Genomic DNA, 14,875 nt, shown 5'->3' with positions numbered 1-14,875 from the left:
TATTTAATATATAAGTAACTATGGCTGCTTTTGGCACAAGCAAAAGCAGCCATCATTGAAAGCAAAATGGAAGAATTATAGCTGAAGGGGAAGTACCGCGACAAAGGAAGTGCCGGCCCCGGCAGAGCTTGTTGCGGAGAGCTTCCCGCCGTGTGCTTCCACAATGGTTTTAGCGATGGAAAGGCCTAGACCGTAGCCTTCGGTTTTTCGGGCGCGGGATTGGTCCAGACGGTAAAAGCGCTCAAAAATCTGCTCCAGCTGGTCGGTGGGGATCAAAGCCCCGGTGTTATTCACTGTCAGCCGGGCCTTAGCTTGCGCTTGCTCGAGCGTTAGGGTAACGACCCCGTGCTCCCCGGCATATTTGCAGGCGTTGTCCAGCAGAATTACGATCAACTGCTGCAGGCGGCCCGCATCCCCCAGCACAAACAGGTTCGGCGCAATACTGCTATTCAGGGTGACCCCCTGTTCAAACGCGACGGATTCATACGGCAAAAGGCTGCTCCATGCAACATTGCTCAAATCTACCGGCGTTTGGAGCGGCGGCATGCGCCGTGCATCGGATTTGGCCAGGAACAGAAGGTCGTCTACCAGCTGCTTCATGCGGATCGCCTCTGTGCGGGTGTATTCCACCCATTTCAGCTGCTGTTCAATGGTGCTTTCGCGGTGAGAAAGCAGAATTCCGGTGTTGGCAAGGATCACCGTCAGCGGGGTTTTCAGCTCGTGAGAAGCGTCGGCCACAAACTGCCGCTGTTGCTCCCACGCGCGCTCCACCGGGCGCAGCGTCCACCGTGCCAGGTATAGGCTGATCAGGAAAAAGGCGATTAGCCCGCCCAGCCCCACCAGGAGCGCGCTGAGCAGAAGGCTGCGGATGGAATCGCGCTCATGGCTTCGGTCCGCAAAGGCGATTTTCGTTCCATCAGGCATGTCCTTCCGCAGAAAGCGCAGGTCGAGAGAAGAAATGGTGCCCTCCTGCGCATTCGATTCCAGGGCCTGTTGCACCGCCTGCTCCAGAACCTGCTGCGAGATTTCCGCATTCTGTCCCACCGTTTTCAGAATTTCTCCGTCGCTGTTCAGCACCGCGCAGATAATCGGTGTGCTAGACGGCAGATTCTGCGGCTTGCTGCCGCCAATTTCGAACTTTGGCGGTGTTTTTTCAGAGGTGCGGGTCAGAGCCATTTGCATGTCGTTCCGGCTGGTGTTTTCCAGCCGCTGATAACTGGTGTACAGCAGCACTGAAAATACGATGAGCAGTACGGAGAACACGAGAGACATGTTGATCAGTACAAATTTACGGCGCAGCTTTTGGATCATGAAGCATCCTCCTCCAAACGGTAGCCAACCTTGCGCACGGTACCGATGTTAACCCTTGAGCCAAGAAAGAACAGCTTTTTCCGTAGAAAAGAAATGTAGGCCTCTACATTGTTATCTTCCGCGCCGGATTCGGTTCCCCATACTCTGGTGATCAGGTCATCCTTTGGCACGATCATTGAGGGATTCCCCATCAGCAGGCGCATTACCTCAAATTCTTTAAAGCCAAGATGCACCGATTTCGCGCCGCACTGCAGCGTATAGGCAGACAGATTCAGTGTAATATCGGAAAAAGTCATTTCCTCCAGCACCACATCGCCTTGGCGGCGCGCCAGAGCACGAACCCGCGCCAAAAGTTCCTCGGGCGAAAACGGCTTTGTCATGTAATCGTCCGCGCCGCAGTCCAGTCCAGTCACTTTATCAGATATTTCGTCCCGCGCGGTGAGCAGCAGCACGGGTGTGGCAATCTTTTTGCCGCGCAGAGTGCGCACTACTTCAAACCCGCTGCGCTTTGGCAGCATCACGTCCAGAACGACCACATCGTACAATCCGCTTTCCGCATAGGCCAGGCCGTCCTCGCCGTCGTGAACCACATCTACGGAATACTTTTGCTCCGTCATGATCTGGGCCAACGCTTCCGAAAGGCGAACCTCGTCCTCCACAATTAAAATATTCATAGCCGACCCCTCCCCGTTGCCCCAGCAATTTTTATAATTATATTGATATTTTCCTTTATAATGGAAAAAATCTTCTCCTCGTTGCCGGAGTTTATCTTTGATGCTTATCTTAGCTCATCAGGCTGAAATTACTCTGAAGCCGTATTTTCAGAGTAATTTCAGTCTTTTGATTTATGATGGTCTCACAACAAAACATTCCCGGGCATTTTCCCCTAGTTTAGCACATCCGAACGGATTGTTCCAGCGGAGAATGGCCCTATATAAAATCTGACTGATGGAGGGATTTTAAATGACGCAGTATCAAGATGTGTTCAAGCGATATGAAAAGAAATATCTGATGAATCAGACACAGTATGCCGCGCTGGAAGCGGAACTGACGCCTTATATGAAGCACGACCAGTACGGCCGGCATACGATCTGCAATCTGTATCTGGATACCGAGGATTACCGGCTGATCCGCATGTCGCTGGATAAGCCGGTATATAAGGAGAAAATCCGGGTGCGCAGCTACGGCGTGCCGCAGCAGGGTGATTCGGTATTCCTGGAGCTGAAAAAGAAATACAAGGACGTTGTGTACAAACGGCGGATTTCGCTGCCGTTGGAGGAAACAATGGATTTTCTTACCTTTGGCCGGCTGCCGCAGGAGGACTCGCAGATTTTCGAGGAGATTCGCTGGTTCGTGGATTTCTACCGGCCTGTTCCGAAGACGTTTATCGGGTACGACCGGGTGGCGTTGTTCGGGCGGGGGGATTCGGAGCTGCGTATTACCTTTGACCAGAATCTGCGTTGGCGCGATACATCGCTGGATTTGAGCCGTGGCGACTCAGGATCACCCATTATTGACCCCGAGCGGGTGCTGATGGAAATCAAGGTACCCGGGGTAATGCCCCTGTGGCTTTGCCGCCTAATGACGGAGCTGGAGATTTATCCGGTTTCGTTTTCCAAATACGGAACCTGCTATGAAGAGTTCCTAGCTCCTAAAACAAAATACAGAACACGCTATGAGGGCCTTACGGCATCCAAAGCGTTCGAAAAACATTCGGGAGGAATCATTTGTGCTTGACAGTATCTTATCAGCAGCTACCACAACTGCAACCGCCACCGCCACTTCGGTGGGAATCAATGAGCTTATTCTCTGCACGCTGGCCTCTATGGCCCTTGGAATCGGTGTGGCACTGTGTTACATGTTCCGCAATACCTACAATAAAAGCTTCGTCGTAACTCTCGCGCTGATGCCGGTGATTGTTCAGACTGTCATTATGCTCGTCAACGGAAACCTTGGCACCGGAATCGCCGTAATGGGCGCGTTCAATCTGGTTCGCTTCCGTTCCGTGCCGGGCAGCGCCAGAGAAATCGGCAGCATCTTCCTCGCTATGGCCATTGGCCTTGCCACCGGTATGGGCTATTTATTCTTTGCACTGCTCTTCCTCGTGCTGGTTGGTGTGATGACGATGATCCTGTACACCACAAAATTTGCAGAGCCGCGGAAAATCCGCAAGGAGCTGAAAATCACCTTGCCGGAGGACCGCGACTATGACGGAATCTTCGACGACCTGTTTGAAAAATATACCAAGGGTGCGGAACTGATGCACGTGAAAACCACGAACATGGGCAGTCTGTATGAGCTGCGGTACCATGTAACACTGGATTCCCCGGTCATAGAAAAAGAATTTATCGATGCTCTTCGGTGCCGAAATGGGAATCTGAGCATTTCCTGCGGGCAGATTTCCAATTTTCGCGAAGAGCTGTAACTCAACTCTCTCATAAAACAACAAACACAATCTTTCTCCCCGCCGCGGGCGGGGAGAAATTCAACAGCAGGTTTTATATTATAGAAATAACAAGAGCTGTAATGGAGGAATTACAATGAAATCAAAGAAAAAGGCAATTCTGGCGGGCATTTTGTCCGCCGTGCTGCTTCTTTATTCGGCAGCCGGGTGTGCCTCGACGCAAAGCGCGAGCAGCAGCGGCAGCAGCGAAGTTTCCACAGAAAAACCGCTGACGGTGGAATACACCGAAGAAGATCTGGATGCCGCCTGGAGTGCGTCCGGCTCCACGTCCATTACACTCAGAGGGAACACTGCCACGGTGACCGGCAGCGGTGCCGCAGTGAAGGACAGCACGGTTACGATTTCCGCCGCAGGAACCTATGTGCTGAGCGGTACGCTGACCGACGGACAGATTGTGGTCAGCGCGGGGAAAGAGGACCTGGTTCGCCTGGTGCTCAACGGTGTAACGCTCTCGAATTCCACAAGTGCGCCGATCTACTCCAGTCAGGCCGGCAAGACCGTGATTGTTCTTGCTGAGAAAAGCAAAAACACGGTTACCGATGCAACGGAGTACAAATACGACAGCGCAGACAGCGATGAACCGGACGCGGCGATTTTCAGCAAGGACGACCTGACGATCAACGGAACCGGGTCTTTGACGGTGACGGGCAACTATAAAAACGGCATCGGCAGTAAAGACACCCTGAAGATCGTCAGCGGTACAATTGATGTGACCGCCGCGAACGACGGAATTAAGGGTCGTGACGCCGTGGCGATTAAAGACGGTACCATTACCGTTGATGCAAAGGGTGACGCAATACGCTCCAATAACGATGAAGACACCACGAAGGGCTGGATCGCCATTGAAGGCGGTACCTTCCACATCACCAGCGGTCAGGATGGGTTCCAGGCAGAGACCATTCTGCAGGTTACCGGCGGAACGTTTGATATTGTTGCCGGCGGCGGCAGCGCGAACGCGGCTGCCCATCAGGATCAGCCCGCTGGCGCGCAGGGCGGCGGACAGGGTGGTTTTGGCGGCGGACGTCCCGGCGACAGAAGCGCCACCTCTTCCGGCACTGCTTCCGCGACAACCTCCGGTACACAGGCGGAACGCCCGAGCGGAACTCCGCCGACCAACTCAGCGACAGCGACGCAGAACACCACTGCTTCTGCCAGCTCCGGCACAACAGAAAGCACGGAGGAGGAAAGCGCCAGCACTAAGGCCCTGAAGGGTGGCAGTGAGGTGTACCTGAGCGGCGGCACCTTCCAGATCGATTCGGCAGATGATGCGGTGCATTCCAACGGTACGGTAATCGTGGCCGGAGGCACGCTGAATATTTCAACTGGCGACGACGGCATGCACGCCGACAATGCGCTGGTGCTTCAGGACGGTACCATCGAGATTGAAAAGAGCTACGAAGGCCTTGAGGGCGCCAGCGTTACCATTAGCGGAGGAACCGTTCATGTGACTGCAAGTGACGACGGCATCAATGCTGCGGGCGGCAGCGACAATGACACCGATTCCGGTGACAGCTTTCAGGCAAATGCCAACAATGAAATCCGTATTACCGGCGGATATGTCATGATTAACGCATCCGGTGACGGAGTAGACTCGAACGGTAACATTGTACAGGAGGGCGGTACCGTTCTGGTGAATGGGCCCGTGAATTCGGGCAACGGCGCTCTGGACTTTAACGGTACCTACAAGGTTTCCGGCGGAATCCTTGTGGCGGCGGGCAGCTCCGGTATGGCGCAGGCTCCTGATGATGATTCACAGCAAAACTCCCTGACGGTGGTCTTCAGCGAAATGCGGGCCGCCGGCATCGCGGTAAATATTGCGGATGCTTCCGGCAACTCCATTCTCACTTTTACTCCCACAAAGCAGTTTCAGACGATCGTCGTCAGCGCGCCGGGCCTGAAACAGGGCAGCAGCTATACGGTTTCCACCGGCGGTACGAACAGCGGAACGAATGAAGACGGCTATGCCGCCTATGGCACGTATTCCGGCGGCACGCAGCTCACAAAAGTAACGCTTTCCAGCGCGAGCACCGTGATTTCCAGTACCGGGGAAGAAACCACCCTTGGCGGAATGGGCGGCCAGGGCGGCGGACGCCCTGGCCCGAACAACGGGCAGAACACCAACGGTGGCACCGGCAATGGCGGCACGCCACCCGAGATGGGAAGCGGCGCTCCGGCAGACGGAGGGCGCGGCGGCCCAAATGCAAACACACAGCAGAGCGGATCAAACTCTACCACTTAAAACTAAAAAAGCGCTCGGGTGCAGTTCAAGTGAACTGTACCCGGGCGTTTCCGTTTTACAAGTGATTGAGTGATTCCATTTGAAAACTGCTTATCCCTGCCTTAGGCAGGGATAAGCAGTTTTAAGTGTATTGCCAATCAATTGAACTCAGTGTTTCGGTGTGCTGTTGCCAGTAGCCGGCTCGTCGTTCCAGGGGGAGGACAAAGACCCCTCCAGTGCGCTGGTCAGCAGCAAAAGCAGCTCAAGTGTGCTGTGAAAGGAACGAACCTGATTGGTATCTGTTCGCTGAAGCACACCCTGCCAGGTGGCGCTTTGCCGCATGGTGACCTGTACAATGAACGTCGCGCCGCTTTCGGGCTGTTCCTGCAGGCTCCAGTCCTCAGCGGTTGTTAAAACCTCGCTGGAATTCTGCGATGAATATTTCACGGGGGACCCCTCCCTTACCCGTTTGCTGATGGACTTTTTGGAAAATTTGCGAAGCTGCGTGGTGGACTGCGGAATGTCTTCGGAGTCCATCCATCGGTTCAGCAGATTTAAAAGCTCCAGTTCACTCAAAAATGAAGCGGATCGCTTACAGTATGGGCTGTAAAAAAGCCCCTGCATTTCGCGATTGTGATAAGAGACAATGCGAATAAGATTCACTTCGTAACAATTGATTCCATTTGGTGCAGAAACCAGTTCCTGCAATCGATTCATAGGAATGTTTTTCCCTTCTCGGCCAAAGAAGAACCTGACAGCGAACCCGCCTGACACAGGAATAACCGCTGTAGCGGCGTGGCGGCGGCCTGATCGTACGGAAAAATGATTATTTTTCAAGCGGTTCTATCGGCCGCAACGTAAAAATGATTTTAAAGTCTTTCTTTTTATAAGAGGATTCAAATTTACGCGTGATGCGCTGCATGATCCCCTCTGCGTTTTCCAGGTTGGTCAGGGGCAGCATTATAATGAACTGAGATGAGCTGTATGCGGCTACGGCGTCACCCTTGCGCAGGCTATGTACAACCACTTCTCGAAACAGATTTACGGCGGCCACTGCCTCGGAACCGTTCACAATCATTCCGTTGTCATCCATCAGCGTCATCAGCGCCACGATAATGGATTGCCCCGTCCGCTTCAGGCATCGGGCCTGAATCCGGTATAGGTTTCTGAAAATTTCATAGTCGCAGTAATAGGCTCCGTCATCGTCCGGCTCTTCACGCAGACTATCCTTAATTACGGAAAGATCCAGCTCGGTCTGGTGAACCGTTTTTGTGATCTGGCGATACAAATCTCGAAGATTAGCAGAAATGTTTACACCAAGCTCACGGTAAAACAGTTCGGTAACATATTGATAATGCGCCAGAGCCTTGTTGTTCTGGCCGGTGCGCAGATAAGCGCCAGTCAGGTATTTGTGCAGGGATTCTTCAAAGGGAACCAGGGTGATCGCAGACTCGCACAGGGCAATCAGCTCCCCGTATTCCTGCGTTTCTTCCAGCAGAAGGCAAAGACTGCGCACACTTTGCAGGTAAAGGCCGGTTAGCTCTTTCCTGTGGGAGATCACCCACGGGGCATAGCTGGAGTTTGGCAGAAAATCCCCTTGATACTGTGAAACCGCCTGCTGGTACAGGGCAATCTGCCGCATCGCTTTCTGCCCGGGCAGTCCGGCCAAAGCAGAAAGGCGCTGAAGCTCTTCTTCATCTACCACGCAGTGCAGTTCGGGGTTCCACAGATAGGAGCCCTGCGAATAGATAATAAATTCAGTATCACTGTCCTGCAAACCTTTTTTCAGCAAATCCCTGGCACGGTACACCAGGTTTTTAAGGGCGTTCATGGGGTCTGTGCAGGAGCGGGAATCCGCCCACAGGGCCTGAATCAGATGCTCAATCCTGGGGTGTGCATTGCGGTTGGCAATCAGGTACTCGATTAAAAGCCACACCTGCTTCGGTTTCCCATTGGATTGTGTCAGAACATGTTCCCCACGCTGTATACTGAATTTGCCGAGCGTATGAATCCATATCGTTTCGCTTTCGGGTTTTGTTTGTGCCACAGAGTCTGTAACCTCCTCCAAATGCGGTAAGGAGCTTGATTTAGCTTGTTTTATCAGTATAGCATGCAGAATGTAAATTGGCAAGAAATTGCCAAAAACCAATTGAATTTTCTTGCTGAATTTTCTTAAAAAAATGAATTAATACAGCGTTTTTTATGTTATCTGTGATTTTTTTCCTGCTGGAGCGGCTCAAAGGGGCATATTATGCGGAAAGCGATTGGCCGCAGCCGCGTTTTTTAGGGGATTTTTCTATTTTATCCGGGGGCAAACTATGATAGAATAGAACAGAAATAGGAAAGGTCGCTTTGGCGGCCGGAACGGGGGATTCAATGGCGGTCATCAGGGTGTTTGTGGAGAAGAAAACTGGCTTTCATGTGGAAGCGCAGCATCTGAAAGAGGATTTGCAGCAGAATTTGGGAATTACCGGTCTTGACGAGGTTCGCGTTGTGAATCGGTACGATATTTCCGGCCTTTCGCCGGAGGAATTTGAGGCGGCGCGAGGCACAATCTTTTCGGAGCCGAACGCCGATCATGTTTACGATGAGGAATATTCGGTGCCTGAGGGCGCGCGGGTGTTTGCAATGGAATACCTGCCCGGCCAGTACGACCAGCGGGCGGATTCCGCAGCCCAGTGTGTGCAGCTGTTAACCGCGGGAGAGCGCCCGCAGGTGGCCTCGGCTAAGATGATCGTTCTGTTGGGGGATGTGAGCGATGTGGAGCTGGAGGAGATCAAGCGCTACGTTATCAATCCCGTGGAATCCCGCGAGGCTTCTCTGGACAAGCCTGAATCGCTGGAGCTGCAGGTGCAGGAGCCGGCGGCGGTGCGGCGGGTAGAGGGCCTGATTTCGTGGGATGACGCAAAGCTTTCAGAATACTACGACTCCATGGGCTTTGCGATGAGCCTTGAGGATTTGCTGTTCTGCCGCAGCTATTTTCGCGACACGGAGCAGCGTGACCCTTCCATTACCGAGCTGCGGGTGATTGATACGTATTGGTCGGATCACTGCCGCCATACGACCTTTGCCACCCGTCTCGAGGACATTCAGGTGGAGCCGGGCGCTCCGGCAATTGACAAGGCACTCAAGGATTACTATTCGGCGCGTGTGGAAATCGCGGGCACAACAAAGCCGATCTGCCTGATGGACATTGCGGTGATGGGCATGAAGCTGCTGCGCCGGCGCGGGCGTTTGCCGGATCTGGATGTCAGCGATGAAATCAATGCCTGCTCGATCGAGGTTCCTGTTCAGGTGGACGGGAAGACGGAAACCTGGCTGGTGCAGTTTAAAAACGAAACGCATAACCATCCGACGGAGATCGAGCCGTTCGGCGGCGCGGCTACATGCCTTGGCGGTGCGATCCGCGACCCGCTTTCGGGCCGTGCATATGTATATCAGGCCATGCGCGTTACCGGTTCCGGTGACCCGCGCAATACCAACACCCTGCCGGGTAAGCTGCCTACCCGCAAAATCACCGTGGGCGCGGCGCAGGGTTACAGTTCTTATGGCAATCAGGTGGGTCTGGCCACCGGCCAGGTGTCTGAGCTGTACGACCCGGGCTATGTTGCCAAACGAATGGAAATCGGCGCCGTAATTGGTGCTTCCCCCAAAGAGAATGTGGTGCGCGAGATCCCCGCTCCGGGTGATCAGATCGTCCTGCTGGGCGGTAGCACCGGGCGTGACGGCTGCGGCGGCGCGACCGGCTCCTCCAAGGCTCATACGCTGGAATCCGTCAAGGAGGCGGGGGCTGAGGTGCAGAAGGGCAACGCGCCCACCGAGCGCAAAATTCAGCGGCTGTTCCGCAACCCCGAGGCGGCAAAGCTGATTAAGCGCTGCAACGACTTTGGTGCGGGCGGTGTGTGCGTCGCCATCGGCGAGCTGGCCGACGGTTTGCAGATTCAGCTGGACGCCGTGCCGAAAAAATATGATGGTCTGGATGGCACCGAGCTTGCGATTTCTGAATCGCAGGAGCGTATGGCCGTGGTGCTCGCGCCCGAAGCTGTGGAGCGCTTCTGTGCGCTGGCCGACGAAGAAAATCTGCAGGCGGTGGTGGTGGCTGAGGTCACCGAGCAGCCGCGTCTGCGCATGGAGTGGCGCGGCGACACCATCGTCGACCTCAGCCGCGCGTTCCTCGACACGAACGGTGTGACGCTTTCTGCGAGGGCGTATATCCCGGCTCCCGATCTTTCCCAGAACTACCGCGAGCTGGTTCCCGCCGAGCTTGCGGGTCAGCCGCTTACAAAAGCGTTTGAACAAAATCTGTCGCGCTTGCAGGTTTGTTCCCAGCAGGGCCTCGCAGAGCGCTTCGATGCCAGCATCGGCGCAGCGACCGTTCTGATGCCCTTTGCGGGAAAATACCAGAGAACCCCTGAGGAAGCCATGGTGGCAAAGCTCCCGGTACCCGGCGGAGAGACCGACGATGCGACTGCAATGAGCTTCGGCTTTATCCCCGGTATCTCTCGCTTCAGCCCGTTCCACGGTGCAGCCTGGGCGGTGGTGGAAAGTTTGTCGAAGCTGGCGGCGGTCGGCGCTGACCCTCTGTGTGCCCGGCTGACGTTCCAGGAGTATTTTGAACGCCTGCGCCAGGAGCCCGAGCGTTGGGGCAAACCGACGTCGGCTCTGCTCGGCGCGTTTTCCGCACAGATCGGCATGGGCCTTGCCGCCATCGGCGGAAAGGACAGCATGTCCGGTTCGTTTGAAGAGCTGGATGTTCCGCCCACGCTTGTCAGCTTCGCGGTGGCGATGACCAAAGCAAGCCGCACGCTTTCCGCGGCTTTCTCTACACCGGGCGACAAGGTGTATTTGCTGCCGCTGCCGGAGCAAAAGGACACCGGCCTGCCGGATTATCCTGCTTTGCAGGAGTATTACCGCGCGGTGCGCACAATGACGGAGCAAGGCGGCGTGGCCGCGGCATCCGTGGTGCGTGAGGGCGGCGCGGCTGCCGCGATTGCGCGCATGTGCTTTGGCAACCGTTTGGGCTTCCGCTTCGAAAACGGGGCGCTAGCGGAAAAGCTGTTGTTTGCGCCGCAGTCCGGTGCGCTGGTGATCGAAGCCGCGGCCGGTGCCGTTCTTCCGAAGGAGCTTCGCGCTGCCCTGCTGGGTATGGTGACCGAGGAGCCTGAGGTGATTTTGGGTAACGAAACGTTTGCTATTGATCATTTGCTTGCGGTTTGGACCGGTACTCTCGAAAAGATATTCCAGACGAAAACCAAAGAAGCTTCTGTGGAAGAGGTACCGCTGTTCACGGAGCGCTTTACGGGCGCGCCCGCCATCAAGACGGCAAAGCCCCGTGTGGTGATTCCGGTGTTCCCGGGCACGAACTGCGAGTACGATTCAGCCCGCGCGTTCGCGCTGGCCGGCGCGGAGCCGGAGGTTCTGATTGTGCGCAACCTGACCCCCTCGGCGATTGAGGAAACCATAGACCGGCTGGAGCGTGCGATTCAGAACGCGCAGATCATCATGCTGCCCGGCGGATTTTCCGGCGGCGACGAGCCGGACGGCTCCGGTAAATTTATCGCCACCACGTTCCGCAATCCGCGCCTTTCGCAGGCCGTGGAAGAGCTGCTGTATCATCGTGACGGCCTGATGCTGGGCGTCTGCAACGGCTTCCAAGCGCTGATTAAGCTGGGTCTTGTTCCGTCCGGCCATATTGTGCCAACGTCTGAATCCGCCCCTACGCTCACCTTTAATGAGTTGGGCCGCCACGTTTCCCGCATGGCGTATACGCGCGTTACTTCGGTAAAATCGCCCTGGTTTGCGGGTGCGCAGGCCGGCGACGTGTTCTGCGTACCGGTTTCGCACGGGGAGGGCCGCTTTGTGGCAGACGAGGAAACGCTGCGCCTCCTGATGCAGAACGGGCAGATTGCCACGCAGTACACCACCCCGGAGGGAATCCCCAGCGGAGAAACCCAGTGGAACCCCAATGGTTCTGTTTGGGCGGTGGAGGGCATTACCAGCCCCGACGGGCGTGTTCTCGGCAAGATGGGCCACTCGGAGCGCAAGGGCGAGAACCTGTACAAAAATGTGCCGGGTGCGAAGGATCAGCGCATTTTTGAATCCGGCGTAGCCTATTTTAAGTAAAATAAGTAAAATCGAAACAAAAAAATAGGGCTGTCGCGGCTGCTCCTAAGGAGCTCTGCGACAGCCCTTTTGTTTTTCAGCTTGCATATACGTTAACGCTCGCTTTCGTACCATTCTTCGCCATTGAAAATCAGATCATCCAGGTCAACACCGGTGCTTAGTTCGCTGTACAGACAACGGTACAGGTCATCATCCAGATTTTCAGGGCGATTCAGCTGCATGGACTGTTCCATGTCATCGCCTCCCCAATCCCTTATTTAAAAAGTGTTCTACCAGTATATGCTCTAACTTCTGAAAAAATCCCAAAAGAATGACGAATGATCTGCAAGTATTGAAATAATTTTGTCTGTTTTATTTTGCATGCTTTATCTTGCCCGCAGCGGTTGATTATTTGCCGAAGCGGTACTATAATAGAAGCCATATCCGTACAAATAAGCACCGGGCTTTGGGCCCGGTTATTGAATTTAAAGTAAGGAACCGGTGTTTCATGAATCATTTTTTAAAGCGTACCTGGGCAGAGGTTGACCTAGATGCTCTGGATCACAATTATGATGTGATCCGCGCGGCGGTGAACCCTAAAACGAAAATTTGCTGTGTCGTCAAGGCGGACGCTTACGGCCATGGTGCGTCGTTTGTGTCGCGCGAGTTTCAGAAAAAAGGAGCGGACTGGTTTGCGGTATCTAATTTGGAGGAAGCAATTCAGCTGCGCCGAACCGGGATTCTGCGTCCAATTTTGATTTTAGGCTATACGCCGCCTCAAATGGCGGAACGCCTACAGGAGCTTTCTATTTCGCAATCGGTATTTTCCGCGGAATACGGGAAAGAGCTTTCCGACTGCGCCATAGCCGCCGGCGTTCGAGTTCGAATTCACATTAAGCTCGACAGTGGGATGAGCCGCATCGGATTTTTGTATCAAAATCAGGAGAGAGACAAGGCTTCGCTATCCGAGATTGAGGCTGTTTGCAAGGAACCGGGCCTAATTCCGGAAGGAATTTTTACCCACTTTTCCGTTGCGGATGATGGCAGTGCCGGCGAAGATTTTACCATGGAACAATATGCTTGCTTTGATGGCGCGGTAAAAGAGTTGAAACAGCGCGGCATTATCTTTGAGCTGCGTCACTGCTCAAACAGCGGCGCGGTGGTCGACTACCCGAAGCTGGATCTCGACATGGTGCGCCCCGGCGTGATTCTGTACGGCCTGATGCCGTCGGATCAGATGCGGCGCGACCTGGATCTGCGCCCGGCGATGGAACTCAAAACGGTGATTTCGCAGCTGAAAACAGTGGAAACGGGCACGAGTGTGAGCTATGGGCGGAAATTCGTAACCGAACGGCGCACTACCTTGGCTACGGTTCCCATCGGCTATGCTGACGGCTATCCCCGCCGCCTGCACGACCGGGCAGATATGCTTGTCTGCGGTCGGCGCGCCCGTGTTGTGGGCAGCGTCTGCATGGATCAGGTGATGCTGGATGTGACTGATATTCCGGATGTGCGCCCGGGTATGACGGTGACCATCTGGGGCAGGGACGGAAAAAGTGAAGTCAGCGTGGATGAAATTGCCAAGCTGGACGAAACGATTCATTATGAGATGATCTGCCTTGTTGGCAAGCGTGTTCCGCGTGTGTTCTTGCGTTCGGGCAAGCCGGTAGGTCAGCTGAACTATATCTGCCCCGAAGAAGAGGGCTGATTTTTCTAAACGAGTTTCCCCTTGCCGAAGCGATGTGCTTTGGCAAGGGGAATTTTACGTAGATGATAATGAAAAAATGACCGGAGCTTTCCTTTGAGGGGGAAAGTTCCGGCCATTTTTTCGGGATGGATAAACGTATTCCCGTACTGTGAAAACATTACGCGGGAAAAGTAGACGAACGAAGGAGAGGAAGCTATGGAGAAAATAAAGGCGGCGGCCATTGCCGGGTTTACGGCACTTTCCGCTTGGATGGGGGTTTTGGCTGTGCCGGTGTATTTGCTGGTGCTGACCAACTTGATCGACTATGCCACGGGCATTGCGGCCTCCGTCTGCCGGAAAGAGGCGGTCAGCTCTTATCGGGGGATTCATGGAATCATCAAGAAAGTCTGCATGTGGCTTTTGGTCGCCGTTGGCGCTATCATTGACATTCTGGCGGCGTATGCCGCCGAGCAGGCGGGAATCTCGCTGCCGTTCGGCTATGCCGCGGCATCGCTGGCCGCCGTGTGGCTGGTCTGCAACGAGCTGCTTTCTGTTTTGGAGAACATTGCACAGACAGGCGTGCAGCTGCCGCCGTTTCTGGAAAAGATGGTTTCTTACCTGAAAACGCAGGCGGAAGATCTGCCAACCGGTGGGGGACAGAAATAAAGTAAGGGCAGGCCACGTTTATGGCCTGCCCTTACTTTTTGTGTGAGAGTTCAATCATCGATAAAGCCTGTATCGGCTACCAGAAGGACGCCGTTGGTCAGGCGGAGATATCATTGGCAAATAGTGTGGCGTGGCAGTTTCGAGGCTGCCGCCGCGGCGGTTTACGCAGATGCCGGCCATCGTGCGCGCCATGTCGGAGCTTGCGCCGGTAACAATGCAGATTTTATCTTGCCGTTTCACACGGTATTTTTCTAATGCTATAAAATAGTAGTATGCTAAATCAATCAAGTGATGGTTCATACTATAACAGATTCAGCATAAAAAGTATATATTTTTTATTGGGTAATTTTCAAATTCATTTAAATGCACGAAAGAAGACGGACAGGCTTGTTGAAATGGAAGAATCGAATACCGGTTTTTCGTTTGA

The 14,875-nt window shown here is 54.3% G+C and carries 11 protein-coding genes; 6 read left to right on the top strand and 5 right to left on the bottom strand.

The window, feature by feature from the left end; translation table 11 throughout:
* Nucleotides 1-75 precede the first annotated feature (75 nt).
* Both QOS46_RS09740 and QOS46_RS09735 read right to left on the bottom strand, forming a co-directional pair.
* A complete protein-coding gene (locus QOS46_RS09740) occupies nucleotides 76-1,311 on the bottom strand; it encodes a sensor histidine kinase (protein WP_283609289.1) in 1,236 nt (411 codons plus the stop codon).
* On the bottom strand, nucleotides 1,308-1,985 hold the full coding sequence (locus tag QOS46_RS09735) for a response regulator transcription factor (RefSeq protein WP_283609287.1): 678 nt from the start codon (nucleotides 1,983-1,985) through the stop codon (nucleotides 1,308-1,310). Before QOS46_RS09735 ends, QOS46_RS09740 begins: the two co-directional genes overlap by 4 nt.
* A gap of 289 nt (nucleotides 1,986-2,274) precedes the next feature.
* On the opposite strand from QOS46_RS09735, the gene QOS46_RS09730 reads away from it, so the two are divergent.
* The 3 genes from QOS46_RS09730 to QOS46_RS09720 all read left to right on the top strand — a co-directional run bounded on the left by QOS46_RS09730 (nucleotide 2,275) and on the right by QOS46_RS09720 (nucleotide 6,014).
* On the top strand, nucleotides 2,275-3,048 hold the full coding sequence (locus QOS46_RS09730; protein ID WP_283609286.1) for a polyphosphate polymerase domain-containing protein: 774 nt from the start codon (nucleotides 2,275-2,277) through the stop codon (nucleotides 3,046-3,048).
* Nucleotides 3,041-3,736, top strand: a complete 696-nt coding sequence (locus tag QOS46_RS09725; RefSeq protein ID WP_283609285.1) for a DUF4956 domain-containing protein — start codon at nucleotides 3,041-3,043, stop codon at nucleotides 3,734-3,736. The genes QOS46_RS09730 and QOS46_RS09725 overlap by 8 nt, the downstream gene beginning before the upstream one ends.
* Before the next feature lie 115 nt (nucleotides 3,737-3,851).
* Nucleotides 3,852-6,014 carry a carbohydrate-binding domain-containing protein gene (locus QOS46_RS09720; protein WP_283609283.1) on the top strand — a complete coding sequence of 721 codons (2,163 nt, stop codon included), beginning with the start codon at nucleotides 3,852-3,854 and terminating at the stop codon, nucleotides 6,012-6,014.
* 147 nt (nucleotides 6,015-6,161) lie between these two features.
* On the opposite strand, the gene QOS46_RS09715 is transcribed toward QOS46_RS09720, so the two are convergent.
* Nucleotides 6,162-6,710, bottom strand: a complete 549-nt coding sequence (locus QOS46_RS09715) for a hypothetical protein (RefSeq protein WP_283609281.1) — start codon at nucleotides 6,708-6,710, stop codon at nucleotides 6,162-6,164.
* 109 nt (nucleotides 6,711-6,819) lie between these two features.
* Nucleotides 6,820-8,040 (bottom strand): BTAD domain-containing putative transcriptional regulator, encoded by a 1,221-nt coding sequence (locus QOS46_RS09710; protein ID WP_283609279.1) that lies wholly within the window; start codon nucleotides 8,038-8,040, stop codon nucleotides 6,820-6,822.
* A gap of 329 nt (nucleotides 8,041-8,369) precedes the next feature.
* On the opposite strand from QOS46_RS09710, the gene QOS46_RS09705 reads away from it, so the two are divergent.
* The gene (locus QOS46_RS09705) at nucleotides 8,370-12,116 is read left to right on the top strand and encodes a phosphoribosylformylglycinamidine synthase (protein WP_283609277.1); all 3,747 of its coding nucleotides are present in this window, start codon (nucleotides 8,370-8,372) and stop codon (nucleotides 12,114-12,116) included.
* Nucleotides 12,117-12,208: 92 nt separating this feature from the next.
* Here QOS46_RS09705 and QOS46_RS09700 read toward each other — a convergent pair whose 3' ends face one another.
* A complete protein-coding gene (locus QOS46_RS09700) occupies nucleotides 12,209-12,349 on the bottom strand; it encodes a hypothetical protein (RefSeq protein WP_283609275.1) in 141 nt (46 codons plus the stop codon).
* 254 nt (nucleotides 12,350-12,603) lie between these two features.
* Between QOS46_RS09700 and alr the strand changes: the two genes are divergently transcribed.
* Together alr and QOS46_RS09690 are read left to right on the top strand one after the other, a co-directional pair.
* Nucleotides 12,604-13,803 (top strand): alanine racemase, encoded by a 1,200-nt coding sequence (alr, locus tag QOS46_RS09695; protein ID WP_283609274.1) that lies wholly within the window; start codon nucleotides 12,604-12,606, stop codon nucleotides 13,801-13,803.
* 195 nt (nucleotides 13,804-13,998) lie between these two features.
* Nucleotides 13,999-14,448 (top strand): phage holin family protein, encoded by a 450-nt coding sequence (locus QOS46_RS09690; RefSeq protein ID WP_283609273.1) that lies wholly within the window; start codon nucleotides 13,999-14,001, stop codon nucleotides 14,446-14,448.
* Nucleotides 14,449-14,875 lie beyond the last annotated feature (427 nt).

The sequence above is a fragment of the Faecalispora anaeroviscerum genome (assembly GCF_947568225.1).
GTDB lineage: Bacteria > Bacillota > Clostridia > Oscillospirales > Acutalibacteraceae > Faecalispora > Faecalispora anaeroviscerum.
Note: the sequence above shows the minus strand (reverse complement) of the source record. Positions and strands in the feature narration are given on the sequence as shown.